Source organism: Glycomyces endophyticus (assembly GCF_039531525.1).
GTDB lineage: Bacteria > Actinomycetota > Actinomycetes > Mycobacteriales > Micromonosporaceae > Glycomyces > Glycomyces endophyticus.
This window is the reverse complement of the sequence record NZ_BAAAQF010000013.1, coordinates 57,428-73,703: the sequence shown is the minus strand read 5'-3', so window position 1 is coordinate 73,703 and position 16,276 is coordinate 57,428. Positions and strand designations below refer to the sequence as shown.

Genomic DNA, 16,276 nt, shown 5'->3' with positions numbered 1-16,276 from the left:
TCCCGGAGCGAGCAGCGTCTCCGGGAGCGGGTCACGGTCCCCTACGCGGGCTCGATGCCGCCCTCGAGGATGCGGACCATGACGGGGTTGTCGAAGTAGATGTCGTTGAGCTCGTAGTCGCCCGCGTCGATCGACTTCACGCGCTCGCCGTCGATGGCGTAGGAGACGCGCTGGTTCAGGAACAACGGCAGGCGCGGCAGGGTCTCGTTGAAGACGATGCCGAGCGTCTTGTTCGCCTCGGCCTGCTCCTCCGGGGTGCCCTTCTGCGAGGCCAGGTACAGGTCGTCCACGTTGACCGTGCCGAGCGAGGTCGTCTCGACCTCGGCGGTGGCCAGGCCCATGCCCGGCGCGTCGGTGGTCTGCGAGTTGTCCGTGAACCAGGCCATCTGCCAGGAGCCGTACACGTAGGGCACGAACGGGTTCGCCCACTGGCGCACGGCGATGTCGAACTCGCCCGCGCCCCAGATGCCCCACGGGTTGTCGGCCGGGACGTTCTCGTAGGCCACGTTCAGGCCGAACTCGGTCAGCTGCGACGCCGCCTGCTCGCCGGTGAGCGAGAAGTCGGTCCAGCCCTCGACGCCGATGATGGTGTACTCGGCGAGCGAGCCGTCGGCCTTGTGCCAGCCGTCGGACTCCTTCGCCCAGCCGGCCTCGGTCAGCAGCGCCTCCGCCTTGGCGTGGTCGGTCGCGTAGAACTCCAGCTCGACGTCGTCGAACAGGCCCTCGGCGTGCGGGTCGGGAAGACCCGAGTAGGTCGAGGGGACGTAGTAGCCGCCCGCGCCCTTGGCGATCTCGCCGATGACCTCGGTGTCGAAGACGTACATGAACGCCTTGCGGACCCGGGCGTCCGCGAACTCGGGGAACCGGCCCTCGTTGAGCATGAGGCCGACACCGTCGTAACCGGGGGTCGAGATCTCCTTGAGGCCCTCGACGCCGGCGATCGTGGAGCGGTCGGTCGCGCCGAGCACCTGGGTGGAGTAGTCCACCGCGGAGGACAGCAGGAACTGCACCGAAGCGGCGTTGTCGCCCTTCTGGACCTCGATGGTCTCGAACTTCACCTGGTCGGCGAAGAGGCCGTCCTCGTGGACCGACAGGGTGATGACGGTCTCGCCGATCTGCTCGAACTTGTACGCGCCGCAGGAGATGAACTCCTCGTCGAGGAAGTCCTCCGCCGCGATCTTCTCGGCCAGGGCCACCTGGCCCGGTCCGCCCTGGACCTCGCCGGCCTCGACCAGGCCCTGGGCCTCGTCCATCCACGCGCCGTAGCGCGAGTAGGGGAGGACCTGCGCCTTGAGCGCGCCGTGCTCGACGCCCGTGAACGCCTCGGTGTAGGTGACCGTGACGGTGGTGTCGTCGTCGGCGACCGCGGACTGGAGCTGGTCCCAGCCGATGGTGCCCTGCGCGGCGTTCAGCTTCTGCAGGTAGATCGTCCCGGCCACGTCCTTGGCGAGGACGTCGGAGCCGTCGGTCCACTTGATGCCCGAGCGCAGCTTGATGGTGAGGGTCGTGCCGTCCAGCGTCACGGACTCGGCGAGCTGCGGCACCCACTCCTGCGTGTCCCAGTTCAGGATCGCGGCGCGAGGGATGAAGAGCTCGGCGACGGGAGCGGCCGTCAGCAGCACACCGGTGTTCAGGGCCGCGTTGTAGTGCTCGACGGAGATGTCGAACGGGTACACGTACACGAACTTGCCGCTGGCGCCGTCGCCTTCGCCGCTGTCGGCCTGGCACGCGCCGAGGACGGAGGTGGTCGCAACGGCGCCGGCTCCGAGGCCGACCGCCTGCATGAGGTTGCGTCGGCTGATCTCGAATCGCTGAGAGGTCATCGCCGTTTCCTTTCGATGTAGAGGGCGATAGAGGTAATGAGGATGAGGAACACCCCGAGTCCGACGGTCAGCGCGCTGACCGAGGACTCCGCGGTTCCGCTGGGCAGGAGGAGCAGGAGGAGCCCGGCGGCCAGGGTCAAGAGGACCCCGAACGCCAGCCCCGCGCGGGCGATCAGGCCGACCATGCCGCTCCCGGTGACTTGTGTGGATCTTCGGTCGCCCCCGTGGAGGCGGGACGCCGCGAACCGGGAACGGCGTCGAGGGTGAGCGTCCGGTCGTCGCGGCCGTCGGCCGCGCTCCGGACCGCGTCGCGCCGCTGGTCGCGCGCCACGATGTGGCAGGCGACGCGGCGGCCGCCGGCGGCGCCGTTGCCGTTCGCACCCGTGCGGTCGAGGCCCGGTTCGGCCGCGTCGCACAGGCCCGGTTCGAATGCGGGGCACCGGGGGTGGAAGGCGCAGCCGGCGGGAAGAGCGGTGAGGGACGGGATCTCGGCCGAGCGCAGCTGCTCGGCGGACTGGTTGGCCTTCGCGAGGTCCGGGTCCGGCTCGCACACGGCGCCGATGAGCGCCTTCGTGTACGGGTGCTGGGGGTTCCCGATGACCTCGGGCGTGGGGCCGTGCTCGACGACCTTCCCGAGGTACATGACCGCGATCTCGCCGTCCCACGCGAAGTACTTCGCGACGGCGAGGTCGTGGGTGATGAACAGGAACGCCACGTCGAGGTCGTCGCGGAGCCGCCCGAGGGTGTTGAGCAGGCTCACGCGGATCGAGACGTCGAGCATCGACGTCGACTCGTCGCAGATGAGCAGCTCCGGGTTCATGGCGAGCGAGCGGGCCACGTTGACGCGCTGGCGCTGGCCGCCGGAGAGCTGGTGCGGGTACGAGTCGAGGTAGGACTCGGGCGGGGTGAGGTTGACGAGCTGGAGCAGCTCGGCGGCCTTCGCCCGGGCCTCGGTGCGGCTCTTGACCAGGCCGTGGCGCTTCAGGCCCGCGGTGAGGGTCGAGGCGACCGTGCGGGTCGGGTTGAGCGCGGCGTACGGGTCCTGGTGGATGTACTGCACGGCCCGGCGGTAGGCGGTCTTCTCGGCGGCGCCCATCTCGGTGAGCGACTTGCCGCGGAACTCGACGGCGCCGGCGGTGGGCCGGGTGATGCCGGCGGCCGCGCGGGCGGTCGTGGTCTTGCCGCAGCCGGACTCGCCGACGAGGCAGAGGACCTTGCCGGCCTTGACCTCCAGGTCGACGCCGCCGACGGCGGCGACCGGGCCCTTCTTGGTGTCGAAGACCTGCTCCAGGCCGCGGAGCTTCAGCAGGGGCGCGTCAGACATTGGCGTTCTCCTTGCGCTGGAGGCGGACCTGGTCGTGGTGGAGGCAGGCGACCGAGTGGTGCATCGCCAGGGGCCGGTCGGTGAGCAGTTCCAGCGGGACGCGGTCCTGCCCGCACTCGGCGGTCGCGAAGGCGCAGCGCGGGTTGAACGCGCAGCCGTCGGGCATCGCCTTGAGGCTCGGCGGGTAGCCGGGGATCGACTCCAGGGCGGGCCGCGCGCCCTTGACGGGCATGACGGCGTTGATGAGCCCGGCCGTGTACGGGTGCTTGGGCTCGTAGAAGATGTCGCGCGCGGAGCCGGTCTCGATGATCCGCCCGGCGTACATGGTGGCGACGCGGTCGGCGAGCTCGGCGGCGAGGCCGAGGTCGTGGGTGATGAACACCATCGTGAACCCGAACTTCTTGCGCAGCTCGTGGAGCTGCTGCACGATCGAGCGCTGCGTGAGCAGGTCGAGCGCGGTGGTCGGCTCGTCGAGGACGAGGACCTGCGGGTCGAGGGCGATGGCGAGCGCGATGAGGGCGCGCTGCTTCATGCCGCCGGAGAGCTCGTGCGGGTACGACTGGAGGACGCGGTCGGGGTCGAGCCGGACGGTCTCCAGCAGCTCCCCGGCGCGGGCCTCGACGGCGGCCTTCGACCACTTCCTGCCGTCCGAGTGGTCCCGGAGGGTGTCGGCGAAGTGGTCGACGATGCGGATGACCGGGTTGAAGGCGTTCATCGCGCCCTGGAAGACCATGGCGGCCTCGTTCCAGCGGAAGCGGCGCAGCTGCTCCTTCTTCATCGTGAGGAGGTCGGCGCGCCGCCCGTCCTTGAGCCGGTAGGTGAGGGAGCCGGAGGTGATCTCGCCCAGGCCGGGCAGGAGCCGCAGCAGGCCGAGGCCGAGCGTGGTCTTCCCGCAGCCGGACTCGCCGACGAGGGCGAGCGACTGGCCCTCGTACAGGTCGAGGTCGACGCCGCTGACGGCGGTCACGGACTCCTTGCGGCCGGTCCGGTACGCGATCGCGAGGTCGCGGACGCTGAGAATCGGGTCGGTCATGGTCTCACCTTTCCCGGAGGCGCGGGTTGAGGGCCTGGTCGAGGCCGCGGCCCATCGTCACGAGCCCGATCGTGAAGAGCACGATCATGATCAGCGGCGCGACGACGAACGGCAGGGCGACCGGGTTGAGGTAGAAGTTCTGGCCCCAGGACTGGTGGATCATCAGGCCCCAGTTCGGCGTGCCCGAGGGCATGAGGCCGAGGACGTAGAGGCCGACGATCGCGTAGATGGCCTGGTTCACCGAGATCACGAAGTTCACGAAGATGAACCCGGCCATGTTCGGCAGGATCTCGCGGAAGACGATGCGGGCGGCGCCGAGGTTCTGGAGCCGCGCGGCCTCGACGAACTCGCGCTCCTTGAGGGACATGACCTGCGCCCGGATGGAGCGGAACAGGAAGGCCCACATGGTGGAGCCGACCACGATCGAGATGCCCCACGGCGGGATGTCCTCGAAGAACGCGACGACCGCGAGCATGAGGAGGAACTGCGGGATCGTGACGGTGACGTCGGTGAGCTGGAGCAGCACCGCGTCGATGCGGCCGCGGAAGTACCCGGCGATCGACCCGAGGGCGACGGCGACGAAGGTCGCCATGAGGGCCGCGAGCGTGCCGACCCAGATCGGCTGCGCGCCGGAGTTCACCAGGATCGTGAAGGTGTCCTTGCCCTCGTACTGCGTCCCGAGCCAGTGCTCGGCGGACGGCGAGGTCCAGATCTGCGTGGTGTCGGTGGGGTTGTCCTGGTTCACCAGGAGCGGGCCGACGAAGGAGAACAGCACGATCGCGAGGACGAGGACCGTCCCGGCGAACCCGGCGGGGGAGCGGGTCAGGCCGATCCACAGGCGGCCGAAGAAGGTCTCTCCGAACTGCTTGCGCGGCTTGGCGATGGCGGCGTCGAGAGCGGTCACGCGTCCTGCCCTTCGGACTTGATGCGGGGGTCGATCCTGACGAGGAACAGGTCCACGATGAGGCTGGCGATGACCACCGAGGTGGCGAGGATGATGACGGCGGCCTGCACGACGGGGTAGTCGCGGTTGGAGATGGCCTCCATGAGCATCTGGCCGGCGCCGGGGTACTGGAGGATCTGCTCGATGACGATCGAGCCGCCGACGAGGGTGCCGAGCTGGAGCGCGATCTGGGGGATGATCGGCAGCATCGCGTTGCGGCCCACGTAGCTGCGGCTGATGCGCCCGGCCTTGAGGCCGCGGGCCTGCGCCACGGTCACGTAGTCCTCGGTGAGGACCTCGGTGGTGGCGGCCTTCATGTTGAGCATGAAGGAGCCGGTGGCGGTGAACGCGAAGGCGATGATCGGCAGGATCGCGTGGAAGATCGCGTCGCCGAAGAAGACGAAGTCGAAGCCGGGCTCGACGCCGGCGGTGATCCGCCCGCGCATGTCGAGGAAGGGCAGGACTCCGAGCATCGTGTAGCCGACGACGATGACCGCGGCGATGAGGATGTAGTTCGGGACGCCGGTGAGGAAGGACCCGACGGAGGTCATCGCGTGGTCGAACCAGGAGCCGCGGCGGTAGGCCATGGCCATGCCGACCGACAGGCCGACGACGACCGCGAGGACCACGCCGGCGCCGACGGCGAACAGCGTCCACGGCAGGTACTCCATGACGTGCTCGAACACGGTCTTGGAGGGGTTGGTGAGGGAGTTCCCGAGGTCGAAGGTGACCAGGCCCCGCATGAACTCGAGGTACTGGACCCACACGTTCGCGTTCGGGTCGTAGGAGATGATGTTCGCCGCCGTGGCCATCGCCTGGTCGTGGCTCATGCCCGCGCTGTTGAGGCGCCCGGCCATGATCTCGATCGGGTCGCCGGGCATCAGGTGCATGAGCAGGAAGGTGATCGTCGCGACCAGCCAGATCACGAACACGGACTGGCAGACGCGGCGGAAGGCGTAGGAGGTCCACACGCGGCGGAGCAGGGAGGAACGCGCGGCGGGGGGCGGCGTACCGACCGCCGCGGAGGTTCGCGGCGGGGGTGCGGTAGGTGCGGTCACCTGGGGCACTCCTTCGTGCGTGGTCGTGGCTCGTCCGCGGCTCGCAGGGCTTCGCCGCGGAGAGGTCTCGGATCCCGAAACAAATTGGAAAGATTGTTTCTAGTTAACGAACCTACCTGTCGTGACCCGGCGCACGCCAGCCTTGAGACGGAATCGTTACGTTGAACTTCAGGGAACGTTTTCCCAGGTCTCATCCGGCGGGTGCCGTCCGACGGTAGCCGGTTCGCGACGCTGCGAACGGGCCGTTCGGCCCGCGCGGTCCGATACCGGGCCCGGGGGTGGGGCGATAGGCCCGTTCGGCCGATTCCCGGTCCGCCGAGCGGCCGGTCCCCGGGGCGGCCGTGACCAACGACTCGCCGGGCGGACGACGGCTCTCCGCACCAGTCCAGTACGCTCGTACTGTTAGGAGCAGTCCGCTCCCCGTCCCGACCACGCGCGGCGAAGCGCAAGGAGAGGTGCCGAAACCCATGGCGAAGATCAAGGTCGCGAACCCCGTCGTCGAGATCGACGGCGACGAGATGACCCGCATCATCTGGAGCAAGATCAAGGACGAGCTGATCCACCCCTACCTGGACGTGGACCTGCACTACTACGACCTCTCGATCGAGCACCGCGACGCCACCGACGACCAGGTCACCGTCGACGCCGCCAACGCGATCGCCGAGCACCACGTCGGCGTCAAGTGCGCGACCATCACCCCCGACGAGGCCCGGGTCGAGGAGTTCGGCCTCAAGAAGATGTGGCGCTCGCCGAACGGCACCATCCGCAACATCCTCGGCGGCACCATCTTCCGCGAGCCCATCATCATGAGCAACGTGCCGCGCCTGGTCCCCGGCTGGACCAAGCCGATCGTCGTCGGCCGCCACGCCTTCGGCGACCAGTACCGCGCCACCGACTTCAAGGTCGACCGCCCCGGCACGCTCACCGTCAGCTTCACCCCGGACGACGGCACCGAGCCGATCGAGTTCGAGGTCGCCCGCTACCCGGAGGGCGGCGGCGTCGCCCTCTCGATGTACAACTTCCGCAAGTCCATCGAGGACTTCGCGCACTCCTCGTTCCGCTACGGCCTGCAGCGGAACTTCCCGGTGTACATGTCCACCAAGAACACCATCCTCAAGGCCTACGACGGCATGTTCAAGGACGTGTTCCAGGAGATCTTCGACAACGACTACAAGGCCGACTTCGAGGCCAAGGGCCTCACCTACGAGCACCGCCTCATCGACGACATGGTCGCCGCGGCGCTCAAGTGGGAGGGCGGCTACGTCTGGGCCTGCAAGAACTACGACGGCGACGTCCAGTCCGACATCGTGGCGCAGGGCTTCGGCTCGCTCGGCCTCATGACCTCCGTGCTCATGACCCCCGACGGCAAGACCGTCGAGGCCGAGGCCGCCCACGGCACCGTCACCCGCCACTACCGCGCCCACCAGCGCGGCGAGAAGACCTCGACCAACCCGATCGCCTCGATCTTCGCCTGGACCCGGGGCCTCGCCCACCGCGGCAAGCTCGACGGCACCCCCGAGGTCACCGCGTTCGCGAACGAGCTCGAGAAGGTCGTCATCGACACCGTCGAGAGCGGCAAGATGACCAAGGACCTGTCGCTGCTCATCGGCCGCGACGAGCCGTGGCAGACCACCGACGAGTTCCTCGACACCCTGTCGGAGAACCTCGCCAAGGCCATCGCGGCGAAGTAGGGCGTAACCGGGTCGTCGCAGACTCGTTGTAGAGGGTGCGGTCACCGCCTGCGCGGTGGCCGCCCCTTCCCAGTTGGAGGCCCCGGCCGACGTGTGCGAGCGCACAGTCGGCAGGGGCCTCCCCCCTTTCGCGGCTTGTAAACTAGCCGGGTTGCACACCGGTTCGCGCAGATTGCGCAGGACCGCGCCCCCGACCGAAAGGCAGACATGAGAGGCGTCATCCTCGCCGCCGGACAGGGGCAGCGCCTGCGCCCCGACACCGACAGCCTCCCCAAGACGCTCCTGCCGGTCACCGGGACCGAGACCATCCTCGACACCATCGTCCGCGGCCTCGCCGAGGTCGATGTGACGGACATCGCCATCACCGTCGGGCACGCCGCCGAGCGCATCCGCGAGCACGCCCCGTCCCTCGAATCGCGCTACGGCGTGCGGGTGACGATCGTCGACAACGACAGGCCGCACTGGAACAACGCCTACTCGCTGTGGACCGCCCGCGAGCACTACGCCGCCGGCGCGATCCTCGTCAACGGCGACACCGTCCACCCCGCGAGCATCGAGCGGAACCTCCTCGCCGCCGCGGCGACCGACGAGCGCCTGCTCCTGGCCCTCGACGACCACAAGGAGCTCACCGACGAGGCCATGAAGGTCGCGATCGGCGCGCACGGCGTCGAGCTCATCCACAAGGTCCAGCCGGTCGAGTCCGCCGCCGGGGAGTACATTGGCGTCAGCCTCATCCCCGCCGGGGTCGCCGAGGAGCTGACCAAGGCCCTCGAGGCGACCTACACCCGCGACTCGACCCTCTACTACGAGGACGCCTACCAGCTCCTCGCCGAGGCCGGGCGCATCGGCACCGTCTCCACCGGGCCCGTCCGCTGGACCGAGGTCGACGACCACGCCGACTGGGCCCTGGCCAAGCAGATCGCCGGAGCCCTGTAGTGCCGACCTTCGCCCGCACGGTCCTCGCGCCGATCACGGTCGAGGTCTCGTCCGGGGCCGTCGCGCGCCTCCCGGAGCTCCTGGCGGACTCCCGGATCTCCTCGGGCGGGCGCGTCGCCGTCGCGCTCGGGCCCGGCCTCGGGGAGACCATCGCCGACCAGCTCGACCACCTGCCCGACGCCGTCGTGCACACCGTCAAGCCCGGCAGCCTCGACGCCGCCAAGGAGCTGACCAGGCGCCTGCGCGACGACCACGTCGACGCCCTCGTGGGCATCGGCGGCGGCAAGCTTCTCGACACCGCCAAGTGGGCGGCCTCCGACCTGGGCCTGCCGATGGTCTCGGTCGCCACGAGCCTCGCCCACGACGGCCTCGCCTCGCCGACGGCCTCGCTGGAGCGCGACGGCGTGTCCGTCTCGTACGGGGTCCACCCGCCGCTCGCCGTCCTCGCCGACCTCGACTTCATCCGCAGGGCGCCCGCGAACCAGCTCCAGTCCGGCATCGGCGACGCCCTCACGAACCTGTCCGCGGTCGCCGACTGGCAGCTGTCGCACCGGGTCACCGGCGAACCCGTCGACGGCCTGGCCGCGGCCGTCGCGCGCACCGGCGCCGAGGCGGTCCTGCGCCACCCGGGGACGATCGCCGACGACGCGTTCCTGGCGACCCTCGCCGACGCGCTCATCCAGGGCGGCCTCGCCTCCAGCATGGCCGGCTCCAGCCGGCCCTGCTCGGGCGGCTGCCACGAGATCGCGCACGCTCTCGAAGCGCTCCACCCCGGCCTGGCCTCCCACGGGGCCGAAGGCGCGCTCGGGGCGCTCATCTGCACCTGGCTGCGGGGCGACGAGGCCCTGTTCGCGGAGCTCGCCGCCGCGCTCGCGCGGCACGGCCTGCCGCGCACCGCGAGTGAGCTCGGACTGACCACTGCCGAGCTCGCCACAGCGGTGGCCTACGCGCCGAGGACCCGGCCAGGCCGGTATACGATTCTCGAACATCGTGAACTGGACTCGGTGGCGCTGGAGCGACACCTGACGGAGATGATGCATGAGCTCGATTAGCCCGCACCCCGACGGCGTCTCCGGCCCAGCCGGGAAGCGCGACGGGAGCCCGGACTCCACTGACGCGGCCGCCCCCCAGGGCGGCTTCGGCGCCGGGCCTTCGGCCGCACCCGCGGGTTACCCGCCGGGGGCCATGAGCTCCGGTTCGGCCGCGTTCGCGAGCCCTCCGCCCTCGGCCGCGCCCGGCGCCACCCCGCCGCACCCCGGCCAGGCGCCCGGCGCCCCCGGCGCGCAGCAGCCCGCGCCGCAGGGCTACGGGCAGCACTCCCCGCAGCATTCGCCGCAGCACCCCGCCCCCTACGGGGCCCCCGGGCACCCGCAGGCACCGCCGCCCGCCGCGTACGGCTCCCCGCAGCAGCCCTACGGCGCCCCCCAGGCCCCGTACCACCCCGGTCAGCCGCCGCACCCCCACCAGTCCCCGCAGATGCCGCACGGCCAGCCCCCGCAGGGCCACCAGCCGCCGCAGCCGTACGGCCAGTCCGCGCCGCAGCAGCACCAGTTCCAGCAGCAGGGCCAGCAGCACGGGCAGCAGCAGCACGGCCTGCCGCAGACGCCCCCGCCGCCGCCCGCGGTCGCGCCCCCGCCGCCGCACGTCGTCGCCGGCAGCCCGGGCCAGGTCCCGCAGGCGCCGTACGCGACCCGCGTCGAACCGGGCCGCGACATGCCGATGGCCGGGCAGTCCCCGATCCGCCGGAACTTCGACGACACCGCCGAGCTCCCCGCGTTCCTCGACTCCGCGCGCAGCGACGAGGGCCCGCTGGAGAAGTCCCGCGAGGCCGAGGTCAAGCCGCTCAAGCGGAAGTTCCCGCTGACGACCGGCTTCACCGCGCTCCTGCGCCACCGCTACGCCATGTCGGTCCTGGTCCGCCGCGACCTTGCGGTCAAGTACCAGGCCACCGTCATGGGCTACGTGTGGTCGCTCATCGAGCCGCTGGGCCTGACCCTCATCTACTGGTTCGTGTTCGACCTGGTCTTCGGCGGCGGCAACTCGCTGCCGGGCACCTCCGGGTACCTGCTCTTCATCGTCTCCGGCATCTTCGCCTACCAGTGGTTCAGCTCCGCGGTCGGCGAAGGCCAGAAGGCCCTCGGCGGGCAGGCCAGCCTCATCACGGTCATGAAGGTCCCCAGAGAGGTCTTCCCCGTCTCGAAGGTGCTCGCGCGCTTCGCCGAGTACGTGGTGGGCTTCCCGATCCTCCTCATCGTCGCGATCCTCGACGGCGGGCGGTTCGGGTTCAACCTCCTGTGGCTGCTTCCCGCGATCCTGGTGCAGGCCATGCTGACCACGGGCATGGTGTTCGTGCTCTCGGCCGCGAACGTCCTGTTCAAGGACGTCCAGCGCTTCATGCCGCTGGTCATGCGCGTCCTGTTCTACGGCTCCGCGATCATCTACCCGGTCTCGAAGGTCGCCGAAGCGCCCTCCATCAAGAGCAACCCGTGGGTGTACGACATCTTCTCCTCGAACCCGCTCGTCGGCATCTTCTCGATGCACCGCGCGGCGTTCAACCCCGAGCTCGCCCCGACCACGTACCAGGTGTGCGTGGCCGTCGGCTTCTCGATCTTCCTGCTGTTCTTCGGGCGCTGGATCTTCTACCGCCTCGAACCGCGCGTCCTCAAGGCGCTCTAGCGCACCGAACGGCCCCGACCCGCAGGTCGGGGCCGTTTTGTTTCCCTCCGGGCCGCACCCCGTTCACCGCCGCTTCTCCTGACTCGTGGACACTGTCCCGATGCCTTCGACGGGGCCCTCGGCGACCACTGCCCCCAACGCCCGCACCGACACCCTCGTGCTCCCGCGCCTCGCCCCCGCCCCGGAACCGGAGCGCTGGACCCCGATGGGGTTCCGCCCCGACGTGCAGGGCCTGCGCGCCGTCGCGGTCGGCCTGGTCCTGCTCTCCCACGCCGGGTTCCCGCGCTCCGAGGGCGGGTACGTCGGCGTCGACGTCTTCTTCGTCCTCTCGGGCTTCCTCATCACGTCGCTCCTGGTCAAGGAGGTCTTCGACACCGGGACCATCTCCATCGCGGGGTTCTACGCCCGCCGCGCCCGCCGCATCCTCCCCGCGGCCGCGGTCGTCACCGCCGCCACCGCGCTCGGGGCCTGGATGTGCTTCCCTGTCACGCGCCTCGACGCGGTCCTCCAGGACGCCCTCGCCGTCGTCGTCTACATCGTCAACTACCGCTTCGTCGCCGAGCAGACCGAGTACCTGAACGCCGACCAGATGCCGTCCCCGTTCCAGCAGTTCTGGTCCCTGGCGGTCGAAGAGCAGTTCTACGTCGTGTGGCCGCTGCTCCTCCTCGTGCTCCTCCTGTGCGTCCGCCGCGACCCCCGCCGCCTCGTCACCGCCGCGATCACCGCCTCCCTGCTCGTCTTCGCCGCCACCCTCGCCCTCTCGGTCGCCGTCACCGCCCAGTCCCAGCCCACCGCCTACTACGCGGCCCACACCCGCGCCTGGGAGCTCGCCGGCGGCGCGCTCCTCGCGCTCGTGCTCCCGGCCCTCCAGAAGACCCCGCGCGCCCTCGCCTGGGTCCTCGGCATCGGCGGTCTCGCCGCGATCCTCCTGTCGGGCTTCATGTTCACCGACGAGACGGCCTTCCCCGGCTATGCCGCGCTCGCGCCCGTCCTCGGCACCATGGCCGTCATCGCGGCCGGCTCGGGCCCGGGCCGCAACCCCGCCTCCACGCTCCTGTCGACCGGCCCGTTCCAGTTCGTCGGGAGGATCTCCTACAGCCTCTACCTGTGGCACTGGCCGATCCTCATCCTCGCCCCGCTCGCCCTGGGCGTCGACCCGTCCCTGCGCCTCAACCTGGTCCTCCTCGCCGCCACCGTCGGCGTCGCCCAGCTCAGCTACACGTACATCGAGGAACCCGTACGCAACCGGCGCTCACTCAAGCGCACCGGCGCCGGCCTCCTCCTCGGCCTCAGCGCCTCCGTCGCCTGCGCCGCCGCCGTCCTCGCCCTCGTTTACGTGTTCCCCAAGACCCCCGACGGCACCGAGCCGGTCGACCTCACGCAGATCGAGCCCGTCCAGGAGTACTCCGCCCTGGAGCAGCGCCTGCTCGACGGCCTCGCCGTCACCGCCGTCCCGGCCGACCTCGTCCCGTCCCTCACCGGCGCCGACGGCGACCGCCCCGAGACGTACGCCGACGGCTGCCACCTCGACTTCGAGGTCGTCGCACTCCCCAGCGGCTGCTCCTACGGCGACACCGCCTCCGACGTCGAGGTGATGCTCGTGGGCGACTCCCATGCGGCCCAGTGGTTCCCGGCACTCGACGCGCTCGCCGACCGCAACGGCTGGGAGCTCGTCAGCCGCACCAAGAGCTCCTGCACGCCCGTGTCGGTACGCGTCGACAGCACCATGCACGAGGGCGAGTACACCGAGTGCTGGGACTGGAAGCAGGAGGTCTTCGCCGAGATCGACGCCGTCCGGCCGGAACTGGTCGTCTACGGCGCCTCCGACAAGACCGGCGTCACCGGCCTGGAGGGCGAGGCCGCCGCCGAGGCGTGGGGCGAGGGCTGGGCGCAGACCATAGAGCGCTCCGCGTCGGCGCAGCACATCGCGGTCCTCACCGACACTCCCTGGGCCACAGGAGAAGCCGCGCCGGAGTGCCTGTCGCTCCACATGGACGCGGTGGACCGGTGCGTGAGCGAGGACCCCTACGCGGTCACCTACGTCGACCGCCGCGAGGCCGGCCGCGCCGCCCAGGAGGCCGCAGGCGCCCAGGTCGTCGACACCGAGCAGTGGTTCTGCCTCGACGGGCGGTGCCCGCTCGTCGTGGAGGGCATGGCGGTCTACCGCGACGGCCACCACGTGTCCACGCCGTACGCCGCGTCCCTCGCGGTGCTCCTCGGCGAGGCGCTCCCGAATCTCCAATAGCGGTGTGAGAGAGACAATTCGGGCGCGTTCCCTCCTCGTGCGGCACCGCGGAGCGGGGCGGCCGTCGGTACGATGTGAGGAAGGCACGCAACCAGTTGCGTGTCCGGATCGTCGGACTGGTCACCGCCCAAGCCGACCGGGCCCCGGACGCGCCTAGTATGGGGCGACCCCGCCCCCGGCATCCCCAGACGGAGAACTCGGACATGACCTCGCCCCAGCCCCCGCGGCCGCAGACCAGAGCCGCTACCGGGGGCGGCGTCAACGAGGAGACCCTCCACCTGCCCTCGACCACGCCCGGCGCCGCCTCGTCCTCGGCCGCCGCGGCCCAGACGCAGCGCACCGCCCCCAGCCCCTACCCGGTCCGCCCCCCGTTCCGCGCCCCCGCGCCGCCACCGCCGACCTCCCCGGCCCCGCCCGGCATCCGCACCACCGGCGCCCACCCCCGGCCCGCCCCGGCCCCCGCCCCCGCCCCGGTCCGGCCCCCGCAGCGCTGGGAGGGCGTCGGGTTCCGCCCCGACATCCAGGGCCTGCGCGCCGTCGCCGTCGCCCTGGTCGTCCTGTCCCACATCGGCCTGCCGTTCGCGGCGGGCGGGTACGTCGGCGTCGACGTCTTCTTCGTCGTCTCGGGATTCCTCATCACCTCGCTCCTGGTGAAGGAGGCCTTCGACACCGGCAAGATCTCGCTCGCGGGCTTCTACGCCCGCCGCGCCCGACGCATCCTCCCCGCGGCCACGGTCGTCACCATCGCCACGGTCGTCGGCGCCTGGCTCTGGTTCCCGGTGACCCGCCTCGAAGACGTCATGCAGGACGCCTTCACGGTGATCGTCTACGTCGTGAACTACCGGTTCATCGCCGAGCAGACCGAGTACCTCAACGCCGACCAGATGCCCTCACCGTTCCAGCAGTACTGGTCCCTCGCGGTCGAAGAGCAGTTCTACGTCGTGTGGCCGCTGCTGCTCATCGGCCTGCTCCTGCTCATCAAGCGCGATCTGCGCAAGCTCGTGGGTGCGGCCGCGGCCGCCTGCGCGGGGATCTTCGCGCTGAGCTTCGTGCTCTCGGTGATGATCACCGAGGTCTCGCAGCCGGCCGCGTACTACGCCGCGCACACGCGCGCCTGGGAGCTCGCCGCCGGCGCGCTGCTCGCCTTGTCGCTGCCGACACTGAAGAAGACGCCGAAGGGGCTCGCGTGGGTCCTCGGCATCGCCGGCCTCGCCGCGATCATCGCCTCCGGCGTCCTCTACAGCGACACCACGCCGTTCCCCGGCTACACGGCGCTCCTGCCGGTCCTGGGCACGATGATGGTCATCGCCGCGGGCACCGGCGCCGGGGCCAACCCCGTGACCTCCCTGCTGTCGACCGGCCCCTTCCAGTTCCTCGGCAAGATCTCCTACAGCCTGTACCTGTGGCACTGGCCGATCCTGATCCTCATCCCGCTGGCGGTCGGCGCCGAGCCGTCGATCCTGCTCGGCACCGTGCTGGTCGCCTGCGCGGTCGCGGTCTCCCAGCTGACCTACCAGTACGTCGAGGAGCCGCTCCGGAACGCCCGGCCGCTCAAGACCAACAACGTGTGGGGGCTCGTGACCGGCGTGGCCTGCTCGCTCATGGGGATCGCGATGGTCCTCACGATGACCGTGGGCTTCGGGAAGGTGCCCGAGGACGAGGAGCCGGTGGACCTCGACGCGGTCGAGGAGGTCGAGGACGGTTCGGAGATCGAGGCGAAGCTGCGTGACGCGGTCGCCGCGACGACCGCTCCCGAGGAGCTGAGCCCGTCCCTCGCGTCGGTCGGCGAGGACAAGCCCGTCATCTACGACGACGGGTGCCACCTGGAGTTCGAGCAGACCGAGTGGCCCGAGGACTGCGTCTACGGCGACCCGAACGGGGCGCAGACGATGGTGCTCGTGGGCGATTCGCATGCCGCCCAGTGGTTCCCGGCGTTCGAGGCGATCGCGTCGGACAACGGCTGGAAGCTGGTGACGCGCACCAAGAGCTCCTGCACCCCGGTGTCCGTGCGGGTCGACAACACGAACCTGGGCCGGGAGTACACCGAGTGCGAGGAGGCGCGCGAGGACGTCTTCGACGAGATCGACCAGATGCAGCCCGCGATGGTGATCCTGGTCAGCTACGAGAGCATCGACCTCAGCGGCGTCGAGCCCGACGAGACCACGGGTCCGTGGCTCGACGGCTGGACCGAGACCATCGAGCGCGTGCAGGGCTCGGCGGAGCGGGTCGTGGCCATCGCCGACACCCCGTGGGCGGACGGCCCGGTGCCCGACTGCGTCGCGAGCCACGAGGACTCGCTCCAGGAGTGCAACATCGACCAGGCCGAGGGTGTGCGCCTGCCGGAGCGGCGGGCGGAGGCGATGGAGCTGCAGCGCGGTCTCGGTGTCACGGTCGTCGATCCGCTGGAGTGGTTCTGCTACGAGGAGGTGTGCCCCGCGGTCGTCGACGGGATGCTCGTCTTCCGGGACGGGCACCATGTCTCGACGCCGTACATGAGGTCGCTCGCGGGGCTCCTGGCAGCCGAGCTGCCGCTGTGAGCGGGCGGCC

General features: G+C 70.6%; 12 protein-coding genes. 6 read left to right on the top strand and 6 right to left on the bottom strand.

Annotated features, from left to right (window positions below; genetic code table 11):
- Positions 1-41: 41 nt before the first annotated feature.
- Genes ABD419_RS17160 through ABD419_RS17135 form a run of 6 tightly spaced genes read right to left on the bottom strand, consistent with a single transcriptional unit; the run spans position 42 to position 6,181 of the window.
- Positions 42-1,823 carry an ABC transporter substrate-binding protein gene (locus tag ABD419_RS17160; protein WP_344488558.1) on the bottom strand — a complete coding sequence of 594 codons (1,782 nt, stop codon included), beginning with the start codon at positions 1,821-1,823 and terminating at the stop codon, positions 42-44.
- On the bottom strand, positions 1,820-2,008 hold the full coding sequence (locus ABD419_RS17155; RefSeq protein ID WP_176953316.1) for a hypothetical protein: 189 nt from the start codon (positions 2,006-2,008) through the stop codon (positions 1,820-1,822). Before ABD419_RS17155 ends, ABD419_RS17160 begins: the two co-directional genes overlap by 4 nt.
- Positions 1,996-3,147 (bottom strand): ABC transporter ATP-binding protein, encoded by a 1,152-nt coding sequence (locus tag ABD419_RS17150; RefSeq protein ID WP_344488553.1) that lies wholly within the window; start codon positions 3,145-3,147, stop codon positions 1,996-1,998. The genes ABD419_RS17155 and ABD419_RS17150 overlap by 13 nt, the downstream gene beginning before the upstream one ends.
- Positions 3,140-4,180, bottom strand: a complete 1,041-nt coding sequence (locus tag ABD419_RS17145) for an ABC transporter ATP-binding protein (RefSeq protein ID WP_344488550.1) — start codon at positions 4,178-4,180, stop codon at positions 3,140-3,142. The genes ABD419_RS17150 and ABD419_RS17145 overlap by 8 nt, the downstream gene beginning before the upstream one ends.
- Before the next feature lie 4 nt (positions 4,181-4,184).
- Positions 4,185-5,084, bottom strand: coding sequence for an ABC transporter permease (locus ABD419_RS17140; RefSeq protein ID WP_344488547.1), 900 nt, complete (start codon positions 5,082-5,084; stop codon positions 4,185-4,187).
- Positions 5,081-6,181: an ABC transporter permease gene (locus tag ABD419_RS17135; RefSeq protein ID WP_344488544.1), complete on the bottom strand. Its 1,101-nt coding sequence runs from the start codon at positions 6,179-6,181 to the stop codon at positions 5,081-5,083. Before ABD419_RS17135 ends, ABD419_RS17140 begins: the two co-directional genes overlap by 4 nt.
- Before the next feature lie 467 nt (positions 6,182-6,648).
- Here ABD419_RS17135 and ABD419_RS17130 point away from each other — a divergent pair, with 467 nt between their 5' ends.
- From ABD419_RS17130 to ABD419_RS17105, 6 genes are all read left to right on the top strand, one after another.
- On the top strand, positions 6,649-7,872 hold the full coding sequence (locus ABD419_RS17130; RefSeq protein ID WP_344488541.1) for an NADP-dependent isocitrate dehydrogenase: 1,224 nt from the start codon (positions 6,649-6,651) through the stop codon (positions 7,870-7,872).
- Positions 7,873-8,079: 207 nt separating this feature from the next.
- Positions 8,080-8,808, top strand: coding sequence for a phosphocholine cytidylyltransferase family protein (locus ABD419_RS17125; protein WP_344488538.1), 729 nt, complete (start codon positions 8,080-8,082; stop codon positions 8,806-8,808).
- The gene (locus ABD419_RS17120) at positions 8,808-9,860 is read left to right on the top strand and encodes an iron-containing alcohol dehydrogenase family protein (RefSeq protein ID WP_344488536.1); all 1,053 of its coding nucleotides are present in this window, start codon (positions 8,808-8,810) and stop codon (positions 9,858-9,860) included. Before ABD419_RS17125 ends, ABD419_RS17120 begins: the two co-directional genes overlap by 1 nt.
- The gene (locus tag ABD419_RS17115; RefSeq protein ID WP_344488534.1) at positions 9,847-11,484 is read left to right on the top strand and encodes an ABC transporter permease; all 1,638 of its coding nucleotides are present in this window, start codon (positions 9,847-9,849) and stop codon (positions 11,482-11,484) included. Before ABD419_RS17120 ends, ABD419_RS17115 begins: the two co-directional genes overlap by 14 nt.
- Before the next feature lie 100 nt (positions 11,485-11,584).
- Positions 11,585-13,729 carry an acyltransferase family protein gene (locus ABD419_RS17110; RefSeq protein ID WP_344488532.1) on the top strand — a complete coding sequence of 715 codons (2,145 nt, stop codon included), beginning with the start codon at positions 11,585-11,587 and terminating at the stop codon, positions 13,727-13,729.
- Between the two features lie 203 nt (positions 13,730-13,932).
- Positions 13,933-16,266: an acyltransferase family protein gene (locus ABD419_RS17105; RefSeq protein WP_344488530.1), complete on the top strand. Its 2,334-nt coding sequence runs from the start codon at positions 13,933-13,935 to the stop codon at positions 16,264-16,266.
- The last annotated feature ends 10 nt before the right edge of the window (positions 16,267-16,276 follow it).